This is a genomic window from Flagellimonas algicida (assembly GCF_049629585.1).
GTDB lineage: Bacteria > Bacteroidota > Bacteroidia > Flavobacteriales > Flavobacteriaceae > Flagellimonas.
Window position 1 is genome coordinate 357,855 of the sequence record NZ_JBMYIX010000002.1, and the last position, 23,890, is coordinate 381,744.

The 23,890-nt window shown below is 43.2% G+C and carries 24 protein-coding genes; 9 read left to right on the top strand and 15 right to left on the bottom strand.

All coding sequences use genetic code 11. The features are described 5' to 3' along the window. Window positions 1-26: 26 nt before the first annotated feature. From ACPD8L_RS10445 to ACPD8L_RS10460, 4 genes are all read left to right on the top strand, one after another. Window positions 27-563, top strand: a complete 537-nt coding sequence (locus tag ACPD8L_RS10445) for an RNA polymerase sigma factor (RefSeq protein ID WP_423943277.1) — start codon at window positions 27-29, stop codon at window positions 561-563. Between the two features lie 11 nt (window positions 564-574). Next, a complete protein-coding gene (locus tag ACPD8L_RS10450; protein WP_423943279.1) occupies window positions 575-2,053 on the top strand; it encodes a hypothetical protein in 1,479 nt (492 codons plus the stop codon). 183 nt (window positions 2,054-2,236) lie between these two features. After that, complete coding sequence (locus ACPD8L_RS10455; RefSeq protein WP_423943281.1) at window positions 2,237-3,355, top strand: histidine kinase; 1,119 nt, start codon at window positions 2,237-2,239, stop codon at window positions 3,353-3,355. Between the two features lie 169 nt (window positions 3,356-3,524). Further along, window positions 3,525-5,324: an Ig-like domain-containing protein gene (locus ACPD8L_RS10460; RefSeq protein ID WP_423943283.1), complete on the top strand. Its 1,800-nt coding sequence runs from the start codon at window positions 3,525-3,527 to the stop codon at window positions 5,322-5,324. Between the two features lie 37 nt (window positions 5,325-5,361). Here the strand turns inward: ACPD8L_RS10460 and ACPD8L_RS10465 are convergent, their stop codons facing one another. Next, window positions 5,362-6,096: a lysophospholipid acyltransferase family protein gene (locus ACPD8L_RS10465; protein ID WP_421810451.1), complete on the bottom strand. Its 735-nt coding sequence runs from the start codon at window positions 6,094-6,096 to the stop codon at window positions 5,362-5,364. A gap of 449 nt (window positions 6,097-6,545) precedes the next feature. Between ACPD8L_RS10465 and ACPD8L_RS10470 the strand changes: the two genes are divergently transcribed. The 3 genes from ACPD8L_RS10470 (at window position 6,546) to trpS (ending at window position 9,565) form a co-directional block, all read left to right on the top strand. Beyond that, window positions 6,546-8,165 carry a sensor histidine kinase gene (locus ACPD8L_RS10470; protein ID WP_423943285.1) on the top strand — a complete coding sequence of 540 codons (1,620 nt, stop codon included), beginning with the start codon at window positions 6,546-6,548 and terminating at the stop codon, window positions 8,163-8,165. A 105-nt stretch (window positions 8,166-8,270) separates the two neighbouring features. Continuing rightward, complete coding sequence (locus tag ACPD8L_RS10475) at window positions 8,271-8,513, top strand: GlsB/YeaQ/YmgE family stress response membrane protein (RefSeq protein ID WP_116216735.1); 243 nt, start codon at window positions 8,271-8,273, stop codon at window positions 8,511-8,513. An 83-nt stretch (window positions 8,514-8,596) separates the two neighbouring features. Further along, complete coding sequence (gene trpS / locus ACPD8L_RS10480) at window positions 8,597-9,565, top strand: tryptophan--tRNA ligase (protein ID WP_421810449.1); 969 nt, start codon at window positions 8,597-8,599, stop codon at window positions 9,563-9,565. Between the two features lie 42 nt (window positions 9,566-9,607). On the opposite strand, the gene dprA is transcribed toward trpS, so the two are convergent. Then, window positions 9,608-10,714, bottom strand: a complete 1,107-nt coding sequence (dprA, locus tag ACPD8L_RS10485) for a DNA-processing protein DprA (RefSeq protein WP_421810448.1) — start codon at window positions 10,712-10,714, stop codon at window positions 9,608-9,610. Window positions 10,715-10,819: 105 nt separating this feature from the next. Here dprA and ACPD8L_RS10490 point away from each other — a divergent pair, with 105 nt between their 5' ends. After that, on the top strand, window positions 10,820-11,764 hold the full coding sequence (locus ACPD8L_RS10490) for an HU domain-containing protein (RefSeq protein WP_421810447.1): 945 nt from the start codon (window positions 10,820-10,822) through the stop codon (window positions 11,762-11,764). 58 nt (window positions 11,765-11,822) lie between these two features. Next, complete coding sequence (locus ACPD8L_RS10495; RefSeq protein ID WP_293303616.1) at window positions 11,823-12,335, top strand: acyl-CoA thioesterase; 513 nt, start codon at window positions 11,823-11,825, stop codon at window positions 12,333-12,335. Window positions 12,336-12,673: 338 nt separating this feature from the next. Here the strand turns inward: ACPD8L_RS10495 and ACPD8L_RS10500 are convergent, their stop codons facing one another. From ACPD8L_RS10500 to atpE, 13 genes are all read right to left on the bottom strand, one after another. Beyond that, a complete protein-coding gene (locus tag ACPD8L_RS10500) occupies window positions 12,674-13,510 on the bottom strand; it encodes an aldo/keto reductase (protein ID WP_421810446.1) in 837 nt (278 codons plus the stop codon). A 3-nt stretch (window positions 13,511-13,513) separates the two neighbouring features. Next, window positions 13,514-14,740 carry a murein hydrolase activator EnvC family protein gene (locus ACPD8L_RS10505; RefSeq protein WP_423943287.1) on the bottom strand — a complete coding sequence of 409 codons (1,227 nt, stop codon included), beginning with the start codon at window positions 14,738-14,740 and terminating at the stop codon, window positions 13,514-13,516. Between the two features lies 1 nt (window position 14,741). Next, the gene (gene lolB1, locus ACPD8L_RS10510; protein WP_293303621.1) at window positions 14,742-15,533 is read right to left on the bottom strand and encodes a lipoprotein insertase outer membrane protein LolB1; all 792 of its coding nucleotides are present in this window, start codon (window positions 15,531-15,533) and stop codon (window positions 14,742-14,744) included. Then, window positions 15,530-16,456, bottom strand: coding sequence for a tetratricopeptide repeat protein (locus ACPD8L_RS10515; RefSeq protein WP_423943289.1), 927 nt, complete (start codon window positions 16,454-16,456; stop codon window positions 15,530-15,532). The genes lolB1 and ACPD8L_RS10515 overlap by 4 nt, the downstream gene beginning before the upstream one ends. Before the next feature lie 34 nt (window positions 16,457-16,490). After that, window positions 16,491-17,507 (bottom strand): sugar phosphate nucleotidyltransferase, encoded by a 1,017-nt coding sequence (locus tag ACPD8L_RS10520; protein ID WP_293303623.1) that lies wholly within the window; start codon window positions 17,505-17,507, stop codon window positions 16,491-16,493. Window positions 17,508-17,577: 70 nt separating this feature from the next. Continuing rightward, window positions 17,578-17,889, bottom strand: a complete 312-nt coding sequence (locus ACPD8L_RS10525) for a GIY-YIG nuclease family protein (protein ID WP_421810443.1) — start codon at window positions 17,887-17,889, stop codon at window positions 17,578-17,580. A gap of 83 nt (window positions 17,890-17,972) precedes the next feature. Further along, entirely contained in the window at window positions 17,973-18,407 is a 435-nt protein-coding gene (gene dut, locus ACPD8L_RS10530; RefSeq protein WP_129653943.1) for a dUTP diphosphatase, read from the bottom strand. Next, window positions 18,397-19,866: a lipopolysaccharide biosynthesis protein gene (locus ACPD8L_RS10535; RefSeq protein ID WP_293303625.1), complete on the bottom strand. Its 1,470-nt coding sequence runs from the start codon at window positions 19,864-19,866 to the stop codon at window positions 18,397-18,399. The genes dut and ACPD8L_RS10535 overlap by 11 nt, the downstream gene beginning before the upstream one ends. A gap of 130 nt (window positions 19,867-19,996) precedes the next feature. Then, the gene (gene atpG, locus ACPD8L_RS10540) at window positions 19,997-20,854 is read right to left on the bottom strand and encodes an ATP synthase F1 subunit gamma (RefSeq protein WP_116216724.1); all 858 of its coding nucleotides are present in this window, start codon (window positions 20,852-20,854) and stop codon (window positions 19,997-19,999) included. Window positions 20,855-20,953: 99 nt separating this feature from the next. After that, window positions 20,954-22,534: a F0F1 ATP synthase subunit alpha gene (atpA, locus tag ACPD8L_RS10545; RefSeq protein ID WP_421810442.1), complete on the bottom strand. Its 1,581-nt coding sequence runs from the start codon at window positions 22,532-22,534 to the stop codon at window positions 20,954-20,956. A gap of 2 nt (window positions 22,535-22,536) precedes the next feature. Further along, a complete protein-coding gene (gene atpH, locus ACPD8L_RS10550; RefSeq protein WP_421810441.1) occupies window positions 22,537-23,076 on the bottom strand; it encodes an ATP synthase F1 subunit delta in 540 nt (179 codons plus the stop codon). Window positions 23,077-23,083: 7 nt separating this feature from the next. Continuing rightward, window positions 23,084-23,584 (bottom strand): F0F1 ATP synthase subunit B, encoded by a 501-nt coding sequence (locus tag ACPD8L_RS10555; protein WP_129653938.1) that lies wholly within the window; start codon window positions 23,582-23,584, stop codon window positions 23,084-23,086. Window positions 23,585-23,674: 90 nt separating this feature from the next. Next, on the bottom strand, window positions 23,675-23,866 hold the full coding sequence (gene atpE / locus ACPD8L_RS10560) for an ATP synthase F0 subunit C (protein ID WP_053970734.1): 192 nt from the start codon (window positions 23,864-23,866) through the stop codon (window positions 23,675-23,677). Window positions 23,867-23,890: the final 24 nt, after the last annotated feature.

Genomic DNA, 23,890 nt, shown 5'->3' on the forward strand with positions numbered 1-23,890 from the left:
AGTAACAATCCAAAATTGACCAACATTTGGATCTTGAAGAACTGATATATAACTGTAAAAAAGGGGAAAGGCGTGCACAAGCCGAGCTATACCGGAGATATTCCGGTATTCTTTTCGGTATGTGCCTCAAGTACTCAAAGAATAGAACCGAAGCGGAGGACAACCTCCATGACAGTTTTATGACCATTTTCAGCAAGATAGATCAGTACAGTTTTCAAGGGTCCTTTGAAGGTTGGATCAAACGAATCACCGTAAATACCGTACTTCAGAAATACCGAAAGGAACAATATCTGGATGTGGTATCGGAAAATATGGGAGATGATCCCGATTCGGATTTTGATATTGAACAGACAGACATAAACCTGTCTACCTTATTGGGTTATATCCAAGAATTACCGAACAAGTATAGGTTAACGTTCAACCTGTATGTTTTGGACGGCTATAGCCACAAAGAGATCAGTGAGATGTTGGGGACATCCACAGGAACCTCCAAATCCAATTTGGCACGGGCCAAAATGATTCTGAGGGAAAAAATTGAAAAAAAGAAAATAAACATTGCTTAAAGAACTTAACAATGGGGAAAAAGAATTTAGAGCAATTGTTCAAGGAGACCTTTGATGGGTTTCAAGAGACCCCGGACGACAGAGTCTGGGAGTCCATTGAAGCTTCCTTGGACAAGAAGAAACGAAAAAAACGGATAGTGCCCATTTGGTGGCAATTGGGTGGTGTGGCCGCATTGTTGGCCATCTTGTTCTACATCATCAATCCGTTGGGTACGGAGCAACCGAATGATCAAATCATTATTTCAGACACCGAAACCCCTGTACAAAAGACTACTACAGATGAGAATTCGTCCCAACACAACAATTCTTCCACCAGTGAAAGTGTACAAGGGTTGGTAGAATCCTCTTCGGGAGCTGAAGAGAACAAGCAAAATGGTTCGGAAAGCACCTTCAACCAGAATCAAAGCATGGCTTCCAAAGACCAATTGGCCGATGCAGATTCTCCAAACAACAAAACTGCCAAAGTGGACCAAGGTTTTTCCGCAAAACACCAAAATCAAAAAGATGCCGCCTTGGCCATGAACAAAGATGTTTCGGATGACGTTCAAAGCACCATAACAGACAACAATACCCAAGAAGGCATAGCTCACATTACTCCTGACAACAGCAATAAAGAGCCATCAATTTCTGAAGCTTTCAATCAGAAAGACAAGGAAGAAGCAATCGCGACCAATCAAAAGGAGCAACCCGAAAAGAAATCCATTTATGACGCCATAAAAGAGCAGGAAGAAGAAGCGGTAGTGGCCAACAACAACTCGGGCAAATGGTCCGTAGGCCCCTCCGTGGCACCGGTATACTTCAATGCCACTGGAGGCGGTTCTCCCATTCATTCCGATTTTGCCAGTAATTCCAAATCAGGGAATTTTAATTTAAGTTATGGACTTACCGTTGCCTATGAAGTAGGAAAAAAAGTAAAAGTGCGTTCTGGGGTGCACCGGGTAAATTATGGGTACGATACCAACGATGTGGTCTTTTCCTCCTCTTCAAGAATCGCTGCAGATGAGAAACTGGACAATATCAACTACAGTCAAAAATCACAGACAGTGGTGGTGCAGAGCAAGAACAGTCTTCCCAACAACCTTCCAACAGATGCCTTTTTGGAACTGGCTTCCAATGAGATTCCTGTTTTTGATGGAAAAATGGTCCAACAATTGGGCTACATTGAGGTTCCTTTGGAGGTAGATTATGCCTTGATAGACCGAAAGTTTGGTGTTGATCTTATCGGAGGGGTAAGTTCCCTGTTTTTGGTGGACAATTCGGTATTGTTGGAGGCGGAAGGGTTGGTAACCGAAATTGGAGAGGCCACCAATGCCAATGATGTAAACTTCAGCGCCAATTTTGGCATGGGGTTCAATTATAAGTTTACCTCTAAAGTACAGCTTAACATAGAACCTGTTTTTAAATATCAGATGAACACCTTTTCCAAAACCGCAGGGGAATTTCAGCCTTTTTCCCTTGGCGTATACAGTGGTGTCAGTTTTAAATTCTAGCTATAAAGATGTTGGTTAGGAAGATTGCCCCTTTAGGCAATCACTTAAGTGCCCCGAATCTTGGGGCACTTTTTTTGATGCTACCCCAAAAAAAATTTAGTACTTTAAACTCCTAAACCTACCATCTATCTCCTTATGGGCGAAGCATTTGAGAATATTCTTATTTACTTTTCAAAATCATTGATGGGTAAAGTAAATGAAGAGGATATCTTATGGGATTTGGCCAAAAACTGTATTGCCAAACTGGGCTTTGTGGACTGTGTGGTCTACCTCGTGGACCATAAAAACAATCTATTGGTACAAAAGGCCGCCTATGGACCTAAAAATCCAAAAGACCGAAAATTATACAAGCCCGTTGAGATAAATATTGGTGATGGCATCACCGGATATGTGGCCCTAAGCGGACAGGCGGAAATCATCAACGACACCTCAAAGGATGTCAGGTATATAGAGGACGATGCCTTACGGCTTTCCGAAATCTGTGTGCCCATTGTATATGAAGACACCATTTATGGGGTTATTGATTGTGAACACCCCCAGGCCAATTTTTTTACTGACCATCATTTAAAAATGCTTTCGGCCATAGCTTCCATCTGTGCCATAAAAATTAAAAGTGTCCGGGACAATTTGGCCTTGATGGCTGAAAAGGACCGACTACTGGAAATAAAGGAGGAAATGCTGGAGCTGAAATTGAAGACCTTGAACTCCCAACTGAACCCTCATTTTGTATTTAATGCGCTCAACTCCATCCAATACTACATCACCACCGAAAAAAAGAAGTTGGCCTTGGAATACTTGTCCACCTTCAGCAAACTGGTCCGGTTCTATTTAAATCAATTGGAGCAGGATACTGTATCCCTCAAGGAAGAAATTGAAATGCTGAATGCATTCCTGAAACTCCAAAAGCTACGTTATGATGATTCCTTTGATTATGCCATTTCCATTTCAAAAGGTGAGGGCCAAGTGGAAGAGGCCATTGTTCCCTCTTTGGTGATACAGACTTTCTTTGAGAACCTCATTGAAGATGCCATGGGCAATCAACAGAAAGGCCAATATTTTATGATTTCTTTTGTTGTTTCCGAGGCTTCCGTGACCATGGAAGTACAGCACAAAAGCAAAAATATGGGAGCATCCATGGAAAACTACACTAATTACCGTGAGAATATTTTACAATGGCAAGATCAAATTGATTTGTTGAACACTTTAAAAGAATACAGTATTACCCATACCACAGACCAAAACAACCCCAACTGTAAAAATATTATACTACAGTTTCCCAACCTTACCCTTCCCGATTACTAAAAACATTTCAGTACATTGACATCTTGGTCCTCAATAAATATAACCCCTGTATGATAAGAGGTTAACTAAAAGCCACTATTCGTCAACTCAAAAGGAGCATCCATCAATTTGAACCAAATTATTTCATAATCATCCGCTTACTTTGAGATGATTATTTATACCCAAAATCATGAAAAAATCCAATGCTCTTGCCTACATTGCCATATCTGTAGCTTTAATAGTTTTTTCCTGCGGGAAAGATGATGGCCCAGAACAGAAAACTCCAACGATAGATAGTTTTACCCCAACAAGCGGGCCAATAAACACCACTTTAATCATTGAAGGCGAAAATTTTGGCGCCTCCATTGCTGCCAATACAGTAACTTTGAACAATATTACTGTGGAGCTCACCAATGCCTCTACCACTAAATTGACCGGAAAAGTTCCAGATGGAGCAAGCACCGGCAAAATTAAGGTGAGTACTTCAGAAGGAACCGCCACTAGTACACAAGACTTTACGGTTACCACGGAAGAAAACAATACCACCCTTTCCCTTGATAAGACCAATCTTATACTTTACCCCTACGAACATTATAGTGAGACCTTGGTTGCCACTACAAATGTGGACAACCCCTCAATTACATGGGTCAGCTCAGATAATGAAGTGGCCAGCGTGGATCAAAATGGGAAAATCATTCCTTTGGCCATAGGCAATACTACGATTACAGCGAGCATAAATGGTGTCGATGCAGAATGTTCGGTTGCCGTAGTTGATGGGCCAGTGACCTCCTTGATGATCACGCCCCAAATCGTAGAACTCTATACCGGAGAATCCGAGGGCTTAGAGCTTACCATCGAAGCAGCCGTGGAGAGCACAAGTGCCCCTGTCTGGAGTTCAGAAAACCCAGAAATTGCCAGCGTTGACGATGAAGGAAATATTACTGCCAATGCCGTTGGAACAGCAGAGATTACAGTTCAGGTAGACAATCTATCAACCAGTATCCCGGTAAAAATCAATCCCAATGTATACATCGGTGGTTATGGAAATACTGGAGATACTAGTTCAGATATTGGGGTGATATGGAAAAATGGCATACCCACTAAAGTTTCTGGAGAATACCGATCCCGAATCGAAGACATTTTTGTAGATGACAATCACAATGTTTATGCTGTTGGATATCAAGTCATAAACAACAAAATTGTTGGAACAATATGGATCGATGGAAACCCAACAGTACTTACGAGTGAAACATACATTAGCTTTGCGACGGGCATATATTACGAAAATGGAACGATATACGTGGTGGGCCATTCCGATGAGAACAATGACAATAAAGACAGAATATTTTTATGGACCAAGGCTGGTGCAAATTCCCAATGGGACTATATAACCGATGGAGCCAATAATGCAAATGCCTCGGATGTCTTAGTTAAGGAAGGAAGCGTATATATTTCCGGGTTTGAATATAACCCCAACAAAAACAACAACATAGCAAAAGTTTGGACCAATGGCCAAGGTGCCGAATTAAACAATGGGGATAATAGCGCAGAAGCCTTATCGTTGACCCTTAATAATTTGGGCGTTCCTGTAGTGGCCGGGTTTGAAGAATACGATGGGGACAACTCCACAGCTAGAATTTGGATCAACGGCCTTGGTGAATATTTAGCGGATGGATTAACCTCTTCCTATGGGTATTCTGTTGCAATTGATGCCCAAGACAACAATTATGTAATAGGCCATCTTGAAAAAAATGGAGTTCAGTATGTGGGCAAACTTTGGAAAAACCAGCAAGAAATTAGCGAGTTTGCAGATGACACAAATGACACTTTTGCCTATTCAATTGCCTTATCAGATGCCAATGTTCATGTTGTGGGCTATTCAAATGGCACAGTGAATAATGCCCTATATTGGGTAAATAACGACTCACAAGTTTTACAGTCCGACGATGACTTGATCAACACTAGGGCACATTCTATTTTCTTAAAATAGTTTCACTTAAATAAGCCCAGCTCCGCAAAGCTGGGCTCTATTTTTGAAGTTCGGTTAAAATCACCTCCCTTACCTCTTCCCGCAAGGTGGATTTATCCTCTTCCGCCAATATCCCCGTTTCAAAAAAGCGGTGCACTTTGGCCCGTACCGGTCCTGGCGAACCACTTAAAAACGTGAAGGAAAAACGTTTTTTGTTGTCATAAAATGTAATGGGCACTATAGGAATCTTATGGGCTATGGCCATTTTAAAGGCCCCGTCCTTGAATTCGTCCAGAACAACATGCTCCTCCGGTACTCCCCCCTCAGGAAATATGCAAATGCTCAACCCTTGGTCCAATCTTCGCTGCGCCCGTCTATATACTCCGGTCCTGCTCCTCACATCCTCTCGATCTACCATAATACAGACTCTTTTATAGAAAAACCCAAAAACTGGAATCTTGACCAGTTCCTTTTTACCTACGAACACGAATGGGTTTTTGCTCACCACCAACATCAGCATAATGTCCAACATACTGGCATGGTTGGGCACCAGCATATAACTCTTCCCTCTTTCCATTTCCTGTTCCCGAATAATTTTTGGGAAACATCCCATACCGTACAGAATGGGCTTTGCCCATAAATTTTTGGCCATCCAAAAAAATTGGGGATAGGTCCTTTCAGAAATCGTGGCCAACAGCAAAAAGGGAGAAAAAACAAGAATGGGAACGGCCACCAGCACGTAAAACCAAATCCTAAAAATTGTATGACCTATGTTTTTAAAAAAAAGAGCCATGTATTTAATATATAACCTTTAATGCGACCAAATTTTGTTAAAAATAGTTAGATGAAAACTGTAAGCACCATTACCAAATCGATAAAAATTCTTATTTGCCTTGTATCCATTTTCTTTCCAAAAGGTATTGTTTTCATAAAGCCCTCAATACTAATCATTTAAATGGCTATCTTAAGGTTTAGAAGGGACCTCGACATCTAATCTAACGTTAAAAAAATAAATGAAACATTGGCTTTCTTTTTTCATTATTGTTTTTGGCTGGGGCTCTACGCTTCATGCAAATGTGCAAGAAGATAGGAAAATTCCCTTTGAGGTGTTCAAAGACAACCTGAAAGAGGATTCCGTTGATAACGTGCCCCATTGGAGGAAATTTTAAACCTTCCTCTTCCTTTACGGAGAGAACCTCTCCAGATGAATTTTATTGGATTCGGCTTGACTTTACAGGTTTCATGGACTCGTTTAGTGAAAATGACAGCTTGTATTTAAAGATGAACACCTTTGATCATGGCAGTCTCTATTACTGGAAAGCTAACCGTGTCACTAAAAAGACCATAGGCTATTTTGACAAGGGTTCAGAAAGTGAAAAAATACCTTTTGAAAATTATTATTCCGAAGTTAAACTGGATGCTGATGGTTTAATCGACAACAGATACCTGTATATAAGGGCAAAGCGCATCACCTTTTACGAAAGCATACAGAATTGGGAGTTTAGCCTTCTCGCAAGGTCTAGCAAAACAAACTATACCCTTAACGATTTAAAAAGACTATGGCCGTATTTTGGTTTTACCGGCCTATGTCTTGTTATTTGGTTATCCACACTTACCTTTTACTTCTATCTCCGAAGACCGGAATTTCTTTTTTACTCCACCTACATCCTGATTCTTTATTTTTACGTTTGTGGTGACATCCTCAACATTTACGATTCCATTTTTAGTGAGAACCATTTGTTGCAGTACTGGATATCGCAGAGTGTGATACAATTGGCCAATGTTTGCTACGGTTTCTTTTTTATATACTATCTGGGAACCAAAAAAGATTATCCCAAGATCCATTCCCTGATGTACATTATCATGTCGTTGATTTTTGTGCCAATACTATTGATCGTGGTCCTGTATCTCTTTAACTACATGGATGGCTTGATCTTTATCAACGCCTATTTTATGAAGGCTGTTTTTGCCTTATCTGCCCTAGGCTTGGTTTATATCATTTTCAACGCAAAAAATGCCCAGGCCTATTTTGTTCTGCCAGCGTCGTTCTCCTTTCTCATATCATATATGTTACATGTATATTTTGCAGACCCCAATGATGGGTTGCTTTTGAACAGTAGATATTACCTATTGATAGGCTGTTCTTTTGAAATATTGATCTTTAGTGTTGGCTTAAACTACAAGGTGCATTTGGAGTTCAGAAGGAATTTGGCACTTCAACAAGATGCCCTCACCGAAAAAACCAAGGCCCTGAGAGCCCAAATAAATCCGCACTTTATCTTTAACGCCCTGAATTCACTTCAAAACCTGGTCATAAAAAACAATACGGTTTCATCTTTAAAATACTTATCCAATTTCAGTCGTTTGGTGCGCAACGTGTTGGAAAGCTCTTTTGAGTCGAATGCCGCCTTGGAAATGGAAATAAAAATGCTCAATGATTATCTGGAACTGGAATCCTTGCGGTTTGACAACGCTTTTTCTTACGAGATAAATTGCCAAACCGACATAGATACCGCTTCAACTGAAATCCCATTCATGATTTGTCAACCCTTTGCCGAAAATGCCATAATACATGGATTGTTGCCAAAGCAGGATGGCGAAAAAAGACTGACCATTGATTTCAATATGGAAGGCAACCTACTGGTCTGCACCATAGATGATACCGGAGTGGGAAGGCAGGCAACAGAGGATAATGGCCCTTGGCAACAAGAAAAGAAAAAATCAAGAGGCATAGAGGTGAGTAAGCTCCGCCTTGATTCCAGTGGAAAAACATCCGATAATTATGAAATAATCGACAAAAAGGATTCCAACGGAAATCCAATGGGCACCAAGGTAATTTTAAAACTGGTCGTTGAGGTTTAATCACAATGTTTACTAACAGACCCAATCTTTCATAAAAATGAAGGCCTGCCACAATAGTGGATTTTTTGAATATCTTTATAGGACTAACCGTTAAAACTTGTAACAATGGGATTACTTTATGCATTATTGATTGGAGCACTTGCAGGCTGGCTAGCCGGAAAAATCATGAAAGGAGGCGGCTTTGGTGTTTTGTTGAACATTATTCTTGGTATTGTGGGCGGTATTGTGGGCAACTGGCTTTTTGGCACTTTGGGCATCCACATAGGCTCTGGGGTCATTGGTGATTTGCTTACCGGCGTCATTGGAGCGGTAGTACTTCTTTTTGTGGCCAGCCTATTTAAGAAGTAGCTTTTCCAAAGAAAACAAATTAGCGGCTTTTGCCGCTTTTTTTATCCCCATCGGATACGTATTTTTACGGGCAAAAACGTAACATGGCCCGTATCCTCACCGGAATCCAAAGTACAGGAACGCCCCATTTGGGTAATATTTTGGGTGCTATAATGCCCGCCATTGAGATGGCGCAAGACCCCAATAACGATTCCTTTCTTTTTATTGCTGATATGCATTCGCTTACCCAAATTAAAAATGGGGAACTGTTGCGAAACAACACCTATGCGATAGCAGCAGCTTGGTTGGCATTTGGGCTGGATATAGACAAAACCGTTTTTTACCGCCAGAGCGATGTGCCACAGACCGCCGAACTGGCCTGGTACCTTAGCTGCTTTTTTCCGTACCAACGACTCACTTTGGCCCATTCGTTCAAGGATAAGGCCGATCGTTTGGAAGATGTAAACGCAGGGCTCTTTACCTACCCTATGCTCATGGCCGCCGATATTTTACTGTACGATGCCGACATAGTCCCCGTAGGGAAAGACCAGCTGCAACACTTGGAAATGACCCGCGATGTGGCCTCCCGATTCCACAATCAAATGGGTGAGACCTTTGTAATACCGGAGGGCAAGGTCCATGAAGGCACCATGTATGTTCCCGGTACCGATGGGGAGAAAATGAGCAAGAGCCGCAACAACCTCATCAACCTGTTCCAACCGGACAAAAAGTTGCGCAAACAGATTATGGGCATTGTAACGGACAGCACGCCTATGGAAGAACCCAAAGACCCGAGCAAGGACAATGTCTTTGCCCTCTACAAACTTTTAGCTACACCCGAACAGATAGAAGAGATGAGTGCCAACTACCTAGTGGGCAATTATGGCTACGGTCATGCCAAACAAGCCTTGTACGAACTTATCGTGGAGAAGTTTAAAGAGCCCCGTGAAAAGTTCGACTACTACATGAATCATTTGGATGAGGTGGATCAAGCCTTGGCCATTGGCGCCCAAAAGGCCCAAAAAGTGGCCAATGGGGTTTTGGAACGGGTACGGGAGAAGTTGGGGTATTGATCATTGTTCATTAGTCATTGTTTATTGCCCATTGTTTATTGATTAAATCGCCTCGAACAATTTCCCGGGCAATGGTCGGATCAAACCTTTCATTTCCAAGTTCAAAAGAGTGGATGAGGTTTTGTGGATAGGTAGATTACACTCAAAAGCCACGGTGTCCAGCAACTGTTTTCCGTTCAACTGCAAGTAGGAATGAACAGACCTTTCTGTTGCATCCAAATCGATGAAAAGCTGTTTTTGTACTGGGTATTTTTCCTTTTTTTCCTCCAACTCCCATCCCAAAAGATAGATTAAATCCGCTGCGGAAGTAAGCAAATGGGCCTTTTGTCTTTTAATAAGGTCATTGCACCCCCTACTGAATTTATCCGTGCTTCTACCCGGCACGGCAAACACTTCACGATTATACCCGTTGGACAAATCTGCCGTCACAAGACTTCCTCCCTTTTCGGCCGACTCCACTACCAAGGTCGCTTCGCTCATCCCAGCTATAATCCGGTTCCGTTTTAGAAAATTTTCCCGGTCCGGCTTGCTACTGCTCCAAAATTCTGTGATGAATCCCCCATTCCGTTCCATTTGCGCCACATACTTTTTGTGTGCTTTAGGGTAAATCTGATTGAGTCCATGGGCCAGGCATGCCACGGTCTGCAAACCCTTCTTCATGGCCGCCTTTTGGATGGCAATGTCCACCCCATAGGCAAAGCCACTCACCAAAATAGGGTTCAATGGGGCAATCTCTTCCACAAACGCCTCGCAAAATGCAGTACCATAGCTTGTAATATTTCGAGTGCCCACTACACTGATAATCCTTCTTTCCCTTAAATTGATGTTACCCTTCTTAAAAATAAGAATGGGACCATCCACACAATGTTTCAAATAGGCCGGATAGTCTTCCTCCATAAAATAGGAGGCTTTGATGTTCTCCTTGGAAATAAATTGGTATTCGGATTCGGCCTCATCCAGATACATGGCATCGTGAAGCCCTTTCAAGGTAAACCGGCCAATCCCCTCAATCTTTAAAAGGTGATGTGGTTTATCCTTAAAAATGGCCGTTGGACTACCACAATGGGAAATTAATTTCTTGGCCGTGATATCACCAATATTGGGAATGGCCTGCAGGCGGAGCGCCGCAATAATTTCAGGTTCAGTCATTTGATTTGGGTGTGATAATTGTTCACAAAATACAGATTTTCAAATGTTAATAAAAAGTTATCCCTCCTATTTTGTTCTCCTATATTTTTTGCAATATTTGTGGCCATGCGGATTGATTCTTACATAGAAAAATTGCTGTTCGATTACAATTGTGTTGTGGTGCCCGGTTTTGGGGCTTTCCTCGCACATGGAAAATCCGCAGAGATTGATGTGACCACCAACACTTTGGTCCCTCCTTCCAAAACCATTTCCTTTAATGCCCAATTGTCCAAAAATGATGGACTTTTGGTCTCCCATATTGCCAAGGAAAAAAAATTGGGCTATGAGGAGTTGTTGCAGGAAGTGGAAGAAGTGTCCCGTTCATGGAAAAATAAGTTGGAACAAGGGGAAAGCATTGAACTTTTTGGGGTTGGAAAACTTTGGTACAATAGGGAACAACGCATCCAATTCCAACCAGAGAACAAAACCAACTTTTTGACCTCATCTTTCGGGTTATCCACTTTTTCGGCCACACCCATTCAGCGTGAGGTCCTAAAAGAGGAAGTTGAAGAACTCGAAGAAAAAATTCCGTTCATCATTACTCCTGAGAAACGGGAACAAACCTCGTTCAGGCCTTGGTTAAAATATGCTGCCGTGTTGTTTTTGGCCGTTTCCTTGGGTGTTACTTCATACCGCACCTATGGTGATCTTCAACAAAAACAGGTCGCTGTCCAACAAGATGCCCAAGAACAGGTGTCACGTTTGATCCAAGAAGCCACTTTCTTTGAAAGCGATCCCTTGGAACTGCCTGCCTTGAATTTGGATGTAACCAAAAAGAAATTGGGCAAACACCATGTCATTGCCGGTGCCTTCCGCATGGAAGAAAATGCCGAGAAACGCGTGGAGGAACTCAAAAACAAAGGTTTTAATGCTTTTTATCTGGGTGTCAACAAGTATGGCCTGCACCAAGTGGCCTATGATAGTTTTGACGACCCCAAAGAAGCCTTGACCTTCCTTAGAAAGGTAAAGACCTCCGAATCACGTGATGCCTGGCTCCTTTCCGAGAAATAGGCCTACTTTTCTTTAAAACGATACTTCACTTCAATATCTTTGCGCAAAATTTAAAGGTATGCGCGCTAAAACTCCAAGCGAATCCAGAACTGTAATGACCGATTTGGTCCTCCCCAGCGAGACCAACCCCTTGAACAACCTGTTTGGCGGGGAACTCTTGGCCCGAATGGACAGGGCGGCAAGTATTTCGGCCCGTAGGCATAGCCGTAGGATCACCGTTACCGCCTCAGTGAACCATGTGGCCTTTAACCGGGCGGTGCCCCTAGGTAGTGTGGTCACCGTGGAAGCTGCCGTTTCCCGGGCGTTCAAGACCTCCATGGAGATTTTTATCGATGTATGGATCGAAGATCGCTTTACCGGCGAACGCACCAAGGCCAATGAGGCCATTTATACCTTTGTGGCGGTGGATGATACCGGAAAACCTACCGAAGTTCCACCTTTGGAGCCTGAAACCGATTTGGAAAAGGAACGCTTTGCCGCCGCTTTGCGGAGAAAACAATTGAGTTTGGTCTTGGCCGGAAAGCTAAAGCCTTCAGATGCTACCGAGCTTAAGGCTTTGTTTCTGGGTTGATTCTCGATACAGTCTTTCTTGGCTTCAACAATTTCATTTGAAGGAAAAACCACTCGATTGATGATTTCCAAGCCGAGTGAAACCATGATTTTATTTTAGGATTATGGGATTCCATGTCAAGCACGTAATGATATTGGGGACGGACAAAAACTTACCCAATTGACCCGAATGTCTCAATCATTTCGACAGAGCGAGGTACGAGCGACGAGAAATCTTATAATCGTGAGATTTCTCAATTGTCACTACTTTCCTCATATCGAAATGACAATTGCGGATTTCCCGGTGTGAGTGTTTGCCACAGGGTACAATCTTGCGGCAGAGGGTTTACTTTTTGATTTTTAGAAATCAAAATTATCCGGGTCCGGACCAAAGCGTTTGCCACGGTCCAAGGCATCCAACCGTTGCATATCTTCCGGGCTGAGCTCAAAGTCGAAAATTGCCGCATTGTAGATGATGCGTTCTTTTTTGGAAGATTTTGGGATGGTAATCACCCCTTTTTGAAGGTCCCACCGCAGCACGATCTGCGCAGCGGTCTTGTTGTATTTGGAAGCCAACGCCTTCATAATCTCAAGGTCAAAGATGTTACCTTGCATCATGGGAGACCAAGCTTCATACTGGATGCCCTTGGCACGACAGAAATCCACCAAATCCTGCTGCACCAAATACGGATGGAACTCCATTTGGTTCACCATGGGGACAATCTCGGCCGAGGTCAACAAATCCTCCAAATGGTGCTGTAAAAAGTTGCTTACCCCAATGGCGCGAACACGCCTTTCCTTATAAAGTCGTTCTAGGGCCTTCCATGTTTCCTTGGATAATTCTCCCTTGGGCCAATGGATCAGGTATAGGTCCAGATAATCCGTATCCAATCGTTTTAGACTGGCTTCAAAAGCTCTGAGCGTGCTATCGTAGCCTTGATCGGTGTTCCAGACCTTGCTCACCAAAAAAATGTCCCTTCTAGGGACCCTGCTTTCTTTGATACCGATACCCACGCCCTCTTCATTATCGTAAATGGCAGCGGTATCTATATGTCGGTATCCATGGTCCAAGGCATCCCTTACCGCGTTGATGACTTCGGTACCATCCTTTGAGAGATATACTCCTAATCCAAAATAAGGCATTTGGACTTCATTGTGCAATGTAAAAGTCCCTTGTAAATCTGTGATTTTTTCCATGTGTTATAGCTGATATATCCAATCCTCGGGGTTGAGTCGATTGGAATCCTGAAACAAATAAAACTTCAATTTTGTGGAGCCATCCAACCGATTGGTATAAATTTCGCCCAACGCTTCCTTGGCCGCTACTTTATCGCCCTTCTTCACATATAATGTGGAAAGGTTGTAGTAGGTGCTGATATAGTTCCCGTGCTTGATGGTCACACCCTTCCCGCCCCCGGGGACAGAGATAATGGCAATGACCTCGCCTTCGAAAATGGCCCGGGCCTGGCTTCCCTTGTCCGTGGTGATGGTAACCCCATTGTTCTGGTGCTTTATCCCAGGATAGATCTTATCCGCGTAAACGCCATATCCTTGGCTTTTTATCCCTTTCTCCACCGGCCAAATAAGCCGTCCCTTGTTTGATGAAAAGTTATCTGCCAACAACTTGGCTTCGGGGGTCAGTGCAAACTTGGTGGTACTCGTGGATTTTCCAGAGCTTTTATTGGAACTGGCAATGGCAGTACGGATCATTCTTTCGATCTCACGATCAATTCTACGGGCCTCTTTTTGCTTTTCTGCAATGGCAGCGGTATACTTGGCCTCATTTTGGCGAACGCTCCTTAAAAGGTCTCTTTGGGACTCCACCTCGCGGGAAAGCTCGTTCTTAGCCTTGGTATTCTCTGCCAAGAGTTGCTCCTTTTCCTTACGTTGCACTACCAAGTCTTGGTTGAGTTGGGCCAATTCCTCTGTTTTTTGGATGATACCTTCCCCCTGTTTCTTTCGATGCTTTGCATATTGTTGCATGTATTGCAATCTTTTAAAAGCCTGAAAAAAATTCTCGGCACTCAACAAGAACATCAATCGATTGTTCTGGGATTTGTTCTGATAGGTCTTTTGGATCAGCTGGGCATAATCTTCTTTCAATAGGTTCAGATCTTCCCGAAGCTTACTGATGTTCCTTATGTTGACATTGATTTGCCTGTTGAGCAAATTGGATTGCTGGTTGGTGACCCTGATCAGTTCTTGCCTCACATTGATCTTGTTGTCCAAGGCCTCCATCTGATCCAAAATGGTTCCTTTTTCCTTGCGTTCAGCAAAGAGCAATCTGTTGATTTCCTTGATTTCCTGTTGAAGTCGTTCCCTTTTGGCCTCCAATGCCTTTTGTTCACTTGTCTGCGCCGCCGCTGGAGCAACAAGAAAAATTGTAAAACACAGAAAATAAATGCAATATGAAATTTTACCTCTCATATTACTTTAATGTGATTTTATCAAATCCCTTGGGAACTTTGTATGGAAAATTCATGGGTTTGTTCAATTCCAGGTTCCTAAAATTCAAATCTATGGTTGTTTTGTCCTTTGCCTCGGCCGCTACGATATTGATGTCCTCTGGCAAAACACTTCCCGAAATATCCTGATAGGTATATTTTATTTGCAACTGTCTTGCTTTTTCAGGTTGGGATATTTCTTGTGAAGCAATCTTGAAGTTTTTAGGTTCCAATTGCAGCAAGATCTTGAACAACTCCCTTGCCTTTCTGGGTTTCAACTCATAGTTCTCCCCACTTACGGAAGAGGTGAACTTTTCCTTCCTTAAATCCAAAACCGAACTGCCCAACAAAAGGTTCTGAACTTTGTCAAAGTCCAAGTCGGTTCCCAATAGATCACTTAAATAACTGAAATCCCCTTCAAAGTACTCATTGTCCAACTTGTTGTAAAAAGACACTTTCTCTGGAGTGATATGGGCCTTTACCACTCCCAAAGGAGCGCTCATCCAGATTACCTTGTCCTTTTCCATCCGAAGGCTTACATTTACCCCTTGGCTCCCATCACCGTTGGAATAATCTATCTTGACCCGTCCGCTCAAGGTTTTGAACTTGGGCTGATGGCTATAATGGTTGTCAATGATATTTTTTGCGGACATGCGGGAATCCACCTCGCCTCCCGTGACCGACTTGGTGCCTTTACAAGAAGTCCCAAGCACAGCCATGGACAACAGCAAAATCACTGCCCTATTCTTGCATATGTCCTTTATTTGAATCCTCATAGTCCGGATTTAATCTTGTTCAAATATTCATTTGCCTTTGAAGTGTTCCCTATACTGGTATAGGCCTTCGACAATTCTTTATACAAAAGGTTTGCCAAAGCATCCGTATCATCCAACAAATAATCCAATCCACTTTCCAAGACCTCAATGGCCTTGTTAGCATTTGAGGTATTGTTCAGCGCAGCCCCGTAAGTGTAATAAAAATAAGGCTGCAACGGATACGTATCCAAAGCCTCTTTGGATATGGCCAAGGCTTCTTGATAGTTGCCATCTGCCAACAAATTGTCAATTTGACCCCGATATTCAGTCATGGGGTCATCTTCATTTGTCCGAGGAGCTTCCCTGGTCACTACGTTCCCAGCCTCTTTTTCCCCGTGCTCCAATGAATCCTTGATCTTGGAGGTCAAATCTGTGGCAAAGGTTGAATTATCAAGCTCCTTGAGTACGTTGAGGGCGTCCTGATACTTTTGCTTTTTGAAATACCCCAAGGCCAGATTTTGTTTTAGCTGTCCATTGGAATAGGGGATTTGCTCTTTTATGGCATCCCATGGAACGCCCTGTTTTTCCAAAATACTCAGCAGATTGTCCAAATACCAAAAGTCCGTTGGCTCTGCATTCAGGGCCGTGATGGCATACTCTTGGGCCAGTATGTATTGTTTGTCCAACAAATACGCTTTGGCCAGCTCGTAATCCACCACGCTGTTTGCAGGGTCCAATTGCTTACACTTTAGGAACAGATCAACGGCCCTGTCATAATTCTGAATCCCTTTTTGTTTCAGGGCCTCAAAAAAGTTTTCTTGGAACTCATCGGTGTATTCCTCCAAATAGACTTCGGAACTTTCTTGCTCTTCTTGGGCATGGCCTGTGCTCCATGTCATCGTGGACACTGCCAAACACATCCATAAAAGAGCCATTCTATCCATAACGTTCAAGTCCCCATCGAAATCAAAAAAGTCTTTATTCCAAAACGGAATAGTCCCCTATACTTATTGCCTCAAAGTTACCATTAAAAACCACATGATTGCCAATCATGGCATTGTCCAAATTAGCATTGGATATTTTGGTATTATTTTGAATAAGGCTGTTCTTAATGGTTGAATTTTCCAAAACTGTGTTCGCTCCAACCGATACAAAAGGACCTACCGTAGTGTTTTTGAGCACCACATTATCACCAATAAAGCAGGGTTCAATAATGTTTGCGTTCTCAGTTTTCACGGTATCGGATATTAAGTTTTCCCCGTCTTTTTCCAAGAAGCCCAACATACGCTGATTGGTCTCCACGGTTACATTTTTGTTACCACAGTCCATCCATTCATCCACTTGACCAGGCACAAATTTCATGCCTTTTTCCATCATACGTTTGATACCATCATTGATTTGATACTCGCCACCATTGGTGATGTCATTGTCCAGCACATGCTGCAGTTCGTTCTTGAGCACGCCAACGTCCTTGAAATAATAGATGCCTATCACCGCCAAGTCGGATACAAACTCTTGGGGTTTCTCCACCAATTCCACAATGTGGTTGTCCTCACTCAATTTAACCACTCCAAAGGCTTCAGGACGCTCCACTTGTTTCACCCAGATAACGCTGTCCGCCGACTTGTCCAAATCAAAATTGGCGCGGATAAGGGTATCGGCATACGCAATAACCGCCGGACCACTCAAGGATTCCTTAGCGCTCATGATGGCGTGTCCGGTTCCCAAAGGCTCATCTTGTCGGTAAATGGACCCCTTGGCTCCCAATTCTTTGGCCAGTTCCATCAAACTCTCGACCACATCATCCCCAAAAAAGGCCGGATCGCCCAAAATAAAGGCGACTTCCTCAATAGGTTCGCCCAGTACTTTGGCAATATCGCTCACCAAGCGATGTACTATAGGTTTTCCAGCTACCGGTATCAATGGTTTTGGAACGGTCAATGTGTGTGGTCTCAATCGGGAACCTCTTCCCGCCATAGGTACGATTATTTTCATATTCACTCACCTGCGCAGGCAGGTGTCTCACTTTTATTGTTAAACTTTGTTTCTTTCTCGATACAACGGTTTATCTAAATTTATTATTATTCAATTTCCAATTAAGGCTAATGTCTATCCAATTCGGGTTAAATTCCTTTATCAAATTGATTTTCCATTCTCTTTTCCATTTCTTCATTTGCCTTTCGCGCTTTACAGCCTTTTCACCATTTTCAAACTCTTCAAAATAAACCAACTTATCACAATTATATTTTGCTGTAAATGATTGTGGATAAACTTTTAACTTATGTTCTTTTACCCGCTCTTCAAGATTATCTGTAATGCCAATATAAAGTGTCCCGTCTGGTCGATTGCACATGATATAAACATTCCATTCTTTCATACATTGAACAGAGGTTATGCAATTTTCTATTTTAGTTAAACTTCTTGACTTTGCTCTTAAAGATTCCTGCCTTCGCAGGAATTTTACTTAGTTCCTGTGCTTCCAAATCCGCCTGCTCCCCTGTCTGTTTCCGAAAGAGAATCCACTTCTTCCCATTCAGCACGTTCATGTTTAGCCAATACCATTTGGGCAATCCGTTCGCCATTTTCAACAACAAATGCTTCAGAGGACAGATTCACCAAAATCACCCCCACTTCTCCACGGTAATCCGCGTCAATGGTTCCTGGGGCATTTAGAACAGATATCCCTTTTTTGGCCGCCAAACCACTTCGGGGCCTTACTTGGGCTTCATACCCCACAGGTAGCTCCATAAAGATGCCCGTGGGCACAATGGCCCTTTCCAAGGGTTTCAATGTGATTGGGTTTTCCAAATTTGCCCTTAGGTCCATCCCTGCGGAGGCCAATGTTTCGTAATGGGGCAGTTTGTGACTTGATTTGTTGATTACCTTAATTTTCACGCTTTAAAAATATGCTTCTTAAATTATCTCCTTCCATTCTATAAATCAGCATCAAAAATAACAAAAGAAGAAGGCTGCCGGCTATTAAATTTCTATTAAAAACATAGAAAGAGAGAACGGAAAACAACAGCGAAACCAAAAGATAGAAGATTATCTTTCGCATATTATACGGTACCGGATAGTATTTCCTGCCAAAGAAATAGGACAGGAGCATCATACTACCATACGCGGCCAGCGTGGCCAAGGCCGATGCCATATATCCCATTTTCGGAATCAACCCTACATTGATAATCAAGGTGATCAAGGCCCCTATGGAGGAGATATAGGCCCCAAATTTGGTCTGGTCCGTGACCTTGTACCAAACGGAAAGGTTGTGATAGATACCCAGACAAAAGCTTCCCAAAAGGATTATGGGCACCACATTGAGCGCTTCCCGATATATGGCATTACCCAACAGAATTTTGGCCAATACATCCACGTAGACCACCACCCCAAGTAGGATGATACTCCCCAAGATTACAAAGTAATTGGTAATCTGGGCATAGGTTTTTTGTGGTTTTTCCGATTTGGCATGACTGAAGAAAAAAGGTTCCACACCCATCCGGAATGCGGTCCCGAACAAGGTCATGAACAAGGCCAATTTATAACATGCACTATACTTTCCCACTTCGGCCTCGGCAATATCCTGAGGCAACATTTCGGTGAGCAAAATCTTATCGAAGACCTCATTAATCGTAAAGGCCACCCCGGCCAACATTACCGGCCCTGCATATTGGAGCATCTGTTTCCAAAGCACCGAATCAAAGGTGTAGGGAACTTTGATATAGGTGGGCAGTAAGATCAACAGGGTAATACCACTGGCAATCACATTTGAAATCAACACATAGTGGATTTCCCAATCCGTTTTGTAAATCGAATGGAAGAAACCACTTTCCGCTTCTTGGGCCATTTGTGGCAAAATGAGCAAGAAAAAAACATTGAAAGCCAAGTTAATGGCTACGTTGATGGTTTTCAATACAGCATACCGCATAGGCTTTTCCTGTGCTCTCAACAAGGCGAACGGGATAATGACCAAGGCATCCAAAACCAGAATAAATGCGGTGAACTTTATATAATCCGGATTGATGTTGGTTACCCCGGACAGCCATTGTTTTACGGACAGGGCCAATATCAAAAATAGTAGTGATGACCCCAACAGGGAGATAAGTGAGGTGGAAACCACCTTTTCCTTATCCTCACTCTTATGGTAAAACCGAAAAAAGGCGGTCTCCATACCATAGGCCAAAAACACATTGAAAATGGCAATCCAAGCATAGATATTGGTGTATTGCCCGTAACCTGATGCATTTTCAAAGACCGAGGTATATAGGGGAAGCAGTAGAAAGGAAATGACCCTCGGCAAAACTGTAGCGAGGCCGTAGATAAAAGTCTGCTTAAAAAGCCTTTTTAACGGGTTCAATAGGTGTGTTCTTTAAAACCTTTTAAATAAAGCCACAAGTTACACAAAACCCTTTAGTCCACTGGTGTCAAAATTTGCCAAACAAAAAAGGCCGCTTAAAGCGGCCTTTTATATACAATTCTTATAAAGTCTAGTTGTTCAATGCCTCCGCACCACCAACAATCTCAAGGATTTCGCTGGTAATGGCGGCCTGACGAGCCTTGTTGTACGTCAATTTCAATTGGGACCTCAATTCTCCAGCGTTGTCCGTAGCCTTGTGCATGGCCGTCATACGGGCACCGTGCTCACTGGCAAAGGAATCACGAATAGCTTTGTATAGCTGTGTCTTCAAGGATTTTGGAATCAGTTGTTCCACAATCTCTGCTTTTGATGGTTCAAAAATGTAATCTGAAGCCACTGGAGTGTCACCTTCAACGGAAATAGGCAAGAACTGTTCGGTCATTACAATCTGCGTGGCCGCGTTCTTGAACTTGTTGTATACCAATTCTATCTTGTCATAACTGCCCGAAGCAAATTGCTCCATCAAGAAATCGGCAATCTCGGCAACATTGTCAAAGGTCAAGTCATCATATACATCACTGTGGTTGGCCACAATGGTGTTCTTTTTTCCAAGGATGTCGTTCCCCTTTTTTCCTATTGTGACAAAGTCCACCTGCTTGCCCGCATATTTGTTGGCCACCAAGTTATTGCTCTGTTTGATGATGTTGGAATTGAAGGCTCCACAAAGTCCCCTATTGGAAGTAATGGACACCAACAAAACTTTGTTTACGGGCCTGCTTTCCGCGAATTTGCTTCCACCATCGCCTTCCAAACTGGCACTGAGTCCTTGAAGGAGCTCCGTAAGCTTATCGGCATAGGGACGCATTGCGGTAATGGCATCCTGGGCTTTCTTCAACTTGGCAGCAGAAACCATTTTCATGGCGCTGGTAATCTGCATCGTTGATGAAATGGATGATATCCTGTTCCGTATTTCCTTTAGATTTGCCATATCTTTTGTTGTCATTCCGCCCTTGATGCGGAATCTTTATTGTTATGGATTCCTGCTGCCCTTCGACTGCGCTCAGGGTGACTGCAGGAATGACAATTACTACACCTTATACTTGCTTGAAAGGTCTTTACAAACCGCAGTCAAGGTTTCGGTTACCTCATCGGTCAATTTACCTGCCTTAAGGGCATCCAAAACATTTCTGTGCTTAGCATTCAAGAACTCCAAGAAATCCTTTTCAAACTCTTTTACCTTGTCCACAGGAACATCCCTCAACAAGTTTTTGGAACCTGCGAAGATGATAGCCACCTGATCTTCCACAGTAAAGGGATCGTTCTGACCTTGTTTCAAGATCTCCACGTTTCTACGTCCTTTTTCGATTACGTTCAAGGTAGCGGCATCCAAATCGGAACCAAACTTGGCAAAGGCCTCCAATTCACGGAACTGGGCCTGGTCCAATTTCAAGGTACCGGCTACTTTTTTCATGGATTTGATCTGCGCGGAACCACCCACACGAGATACGGAGATACCCACGTTGATCGCAGGACGCACCCCTTGGTTGAACAAGTCTTGCTCCAAGAATATCTGACCATCGGTAATGGAAATTACGTTGGTTGGGATATAAGCGGAAACGTCACCAGCTTGTGTCTCGATAATTGGAAGTGCTGTCAATGAACCCCCACCTTTTACAATCGGTTTCAACGAATCGGGAAGGTCGTTCATGTTCTTTGCGATCTCATCATCGGCAATCACCTTTGCGGCACGCTCCAACAATCTTGAGTGCAGATAGAAAACGTCACCAGGGTATGCTTCACGTCCCGGAGGTCTTCTCAACAACAAGGACACCTCACGATATGCAACGGCCTGTTTAGACAAATCATCATAGATGATCAAAGCAGGACGTCCAGTATCCCTAAAATATTCTCCAATGGCAGCACCAGCGAAAGGAGCATATACCTGCATTGGGGCAGGGTCAGATGCATTGGCCGCGACGATAGTGGTATACGCCAAGGCTCCTTTGTCTTCCAAGGTCTTTGCGATGGCAGCAACGGTAGATGCTTTCTGACCTACGGCAACGTAGATACAGTACACAGGCTCACCGGCATCGTAAAATTCTTTTTGGTTCAGGATGGTATCGATACAAACCGTGGTCTTCCCTGTTTGCTTGTCACCAATTACCAACTCCCGCTGTCCACGACCTACAGGAATCATGGCATCGATAGCCTTTATACCGGTCTGTAGTGGCTCGTTAACCGGTTGTCTATAAATTACACCAGGGGCCTTACGCTCCAAGGGCATTTCATAGGTTTCCCCAGAAATGGGTCCCTTACCGTCGATTGGGGTCCCCAAGGTGTCAATGACACGACCAACAATTCCTTCTCCAACATTGATGGATGCGATACGCTCTGTTCTTTTTACAGTGGCACCTTCCACAATCTCTTTGGATGGGCCCAACAATACCACACCAACGTTGTCTTCTTCCAGGTTCAATACGATACCTTGCATACCGCCATCAAACTCCACCAACTCCCCGTACTGGGCATTGGAAAGTCCATAGACACGGGCAATACCGTCACCTACTTGTAGCACGGTACCTACTTCGTTCAACGAAGCGCCTGCTTCAAAACCTGATAATTGTTTTTTCAAAATTGCTGAGACCTCAGCGGCTTTTACTCCTGCCATTTTTATAGACTATTTGTAAATTCTCTTTTTAATCCGTTCAATTTGTTGGCAATGCTTGCATCGTATTGGGTATCGCCAACCCTAAGCACAAATCCACCAATGATGGCTTCATCCACCTTGTTTTCAATGGTGACCTTGTTGCCCGTAGCTTTTTTCACTTCAGCCAGGATTTTCTTTTCCAAATCGGCTGTCAAAGGAACTGCAGTGGTTACATAGGCTACTTCCTCTCCCTTCATTTTTTCGTGAAGGATGATGTATTTGTAAGCCACTTCCTGTAGCATTGCAATCCTTTTGTTGTCCACCAAGGTCTGGATAAGTCCTTTAGTGATTTCGTTGGCATCCTTGAAAATTTCCAGCAATGCACTTTTCTTGAGCTCTGATTTTACGATAGGGCTTTCCAAAACACTTTGGAGCTCCCCGTTTTCAGATATCGTTGCAGCAATGTCCCGCATGTCTTTCTCAACGGCATCGGCCGCTTTCTTTTCGACTGCGTAGTCCAAGGTTGCTTTAGCGTAGCGTATGGCTGCCCTGTTTTGGTTCATGCTCTAATTAGTTCAGTTTGATATCCCCCAACATGTCCTCGACCAACTTCTGTTGTTTCTTGTTGTCGGACAACTCTTCTTTGATGATCTTTTCCGCGATTTCAACGGAAAGGTTGGCCACTTGGGACTTGATGTCGGCCACTGCCGCTTTTTTCTCTGCTTCAATGGCAGCTTGGGCTTGCTTGATCATCTTATCCCCTTCAACCTGGGCCTGCTCCTTGGCTTCGGAAATGATACTTTCCTTGATTTCCCTCGCTTCCTTCAACAACACATCTCTTTCGGCCTTGGCTTCTTTCAACAGTTTTTCACTGTCTGCAGTAACGTTCTGCATTTCCTTTTTGGCAGCCTCGGCAGCTTCAAGGGCATCCTTGATTCCTTCTTCCCTTTTTTCAACCGCACCTAGAATAGGCTTCCATGCATATTTTCGCAACAACAACAATAGGCCCACGAAGAGCAACAACTGCCAGAAAAACAATCCGAAGGAAAACTGTTCGATTAACTTATCCATGTATCTTACTATTAAATCTTTACTATATCATTTAAATCAATGAAGGGCCATAGCCAACCGCTATGGCCTTCATCAATACTGTTACGGTTATTAAGCTGCAAAAAGAGCGGCGAAACCGATACCTTCAATAAGGGCTGCTGCGATCAACATAGCAGTTTGGATCTTACCAGAAGCTTCAGGTTGACGAGCAATGGCTTCCATTGCCTGACCACCGATTCTACCGATACCCAATCCTGCTCCGATTACGATCAAACCAGCACCTACGATGTTTGGAATTGTCATGATATATGAATTTAAATATTAAAC

What these genes read in the sequence shown, in the direction of transcription:
- ACPD8L_RS10450 (WP_423943279.1), top strand. Translation starts at nt 575, where the DNA reads ATGGGGAAAAAGAATTTAGAGCAATTGTTCAAGGAGACCTTTGATGGG.
- ACPD8L_RS10455 (WP_423943281.1), top strand. Translation starts at nt 2,237, where the DNA reads ATGGGTAAAGTAAATGAAGAGGATATCTTATGGGATTTGGCCAAAAAC.
- ACPD8L_RS10460 (WP_423943283.1), top strand. Translation starts at nt 3,525, where the DNA reads ATGAAAAAATCCAATGCTCTTGCCTACATTGCCATATCTGTAGCTTTA.
- ACPD8L_RS10465 (WP_421810451.1), bottom strand. Translation starts at nt 6,096, where the DNA reads ATGGCTCTTTTTTTTAAAAACATAGGTCATACAATTTTTAGGATTTGG.
- ACPD8L_RS10470 (WP_423943285.1), top strand. Translation starts at nt 6,546, where the DNA reads ATGGACTCGTTTAGTGAAAATGACAGCTTGTATTTAAAGATGAACACC.
- ACPD8L_RS10475 (WP_116216735.1), top strand. Translation starts at nt 8,271, where the DNA reads ATGGGATTACTTTATGCATTATTGATTGGAGCACTTGCAGGCTGGCTA.
- trpS (WP_421810449.1), top strand. Translation starts at nt 8,597, where the DNA reads ATGGCCCGTATCCTCACCGGAATCCAAAGTACAGGAACGCCCCATTTG.
- dprA (WP_421810448.1), bottom strand. Translation starts at nt 10,714, where the DNA reads ATGACTGAACCTGAAATTATTGCGGCGCTCCGCCTGCAGGCCATTCCC.
- ACPD8L_RS10490 (WP_421810447.1), top strand. Translation starts at nt 10,820, where the DNA reads ATGCGGATTGATTCTTACATAGAAAAATTGCTGTTCGATTACAATTGT.
- ACPD8L_RS10495 (WP_293303616.1), top strand. Translation starts at nt 11,823, where the DNA reads ATGCGCGCTAAAACTCCAAGCGAATCCAGAACTGTAATGACCGATTTG.
- ACPD8L_RS10500 (WP_421810446.1), bottom strand. Translation starts at nt 13,510, where the DNA reads ATGGAAAAAATCACAGATTTACAAGGGACTTTTACATTGCACAATGAA.
- ACPD8L_RS10505 (WP_423943287.1), bottom strand. Translation starts at nt 14,740, where the DNA reads ATGAGAGGTAAAATTTCATATTGCATTTATTTTCTGTGTTTTACAATT.
- lolB1 (WP_293303621.1), bottom strand. Translation starts at nt 15,533, where the DNA reads ATGAGGATTCAAATAAAGGACATATGCAAGAATAGGGCAGTGATTTTG.
- ACPD8L_RS10515 (WP_423943289.1), bottom strand. Translation starts at nt 16,456, where the DNA reads ATGGATAGAATGGCTCTTTTATGGATGTGTTTGGCAGTGTCCACGATG.
- ACPD8L_RS10520 (WP_293303623.1), bottom strand. Translation starts at nt 17,507, where the DNA reads ATGAAAATAATCGTACCTATGGCGGGAAGAGGTTCCCGATTGAGACCA.
- ACPD8L_RS10525 (WP_421810443.1), bottom strand. Translation starts at nt 17,889, where the DNA reads ATGAAAGAATGGAATGTTTATATCATGTGCAATCGACCAGACGGGACA.
- atpG (WP_116216724.1), bottom strand. Translation starts at nt 20,854, where the DNA reads ATGGCAAATCTAAAGGAAATACGGAACAGGATATCATCCATTTCATCA.
- atpA (WP_421810442.1), bottom strand. Translation starts at nt 22,534, where the DNA reads ATGGCAGGAGTAAAAGCCGCTGAGGTCTCAGCAATTTTGAAAAAACAA.
- atpH (WP_421810441.1), bottom strand. Translation starts at nt 23,076, where the DNA reads ATGAACCAAAACAGGGCAGCCATACGCTACGCTAAAGCAACCTTGGAC.
- ACPD8L_RS10555 (WP_129653938.1), bottom strand. Translation starts at nt 23,584, where the DNA reads ATGGATAAGTTAATCGAACAGTTTTCCTTCGGATTGTTTTTCTGGCAG.
- atpE (WP_053970734.1), bottom strand. Translation starts at nt 23,866, where the DNA reads ATGACAATTCCAAACATCGTAGGTGCTGGTTTGATCGTAATCGGAGCA.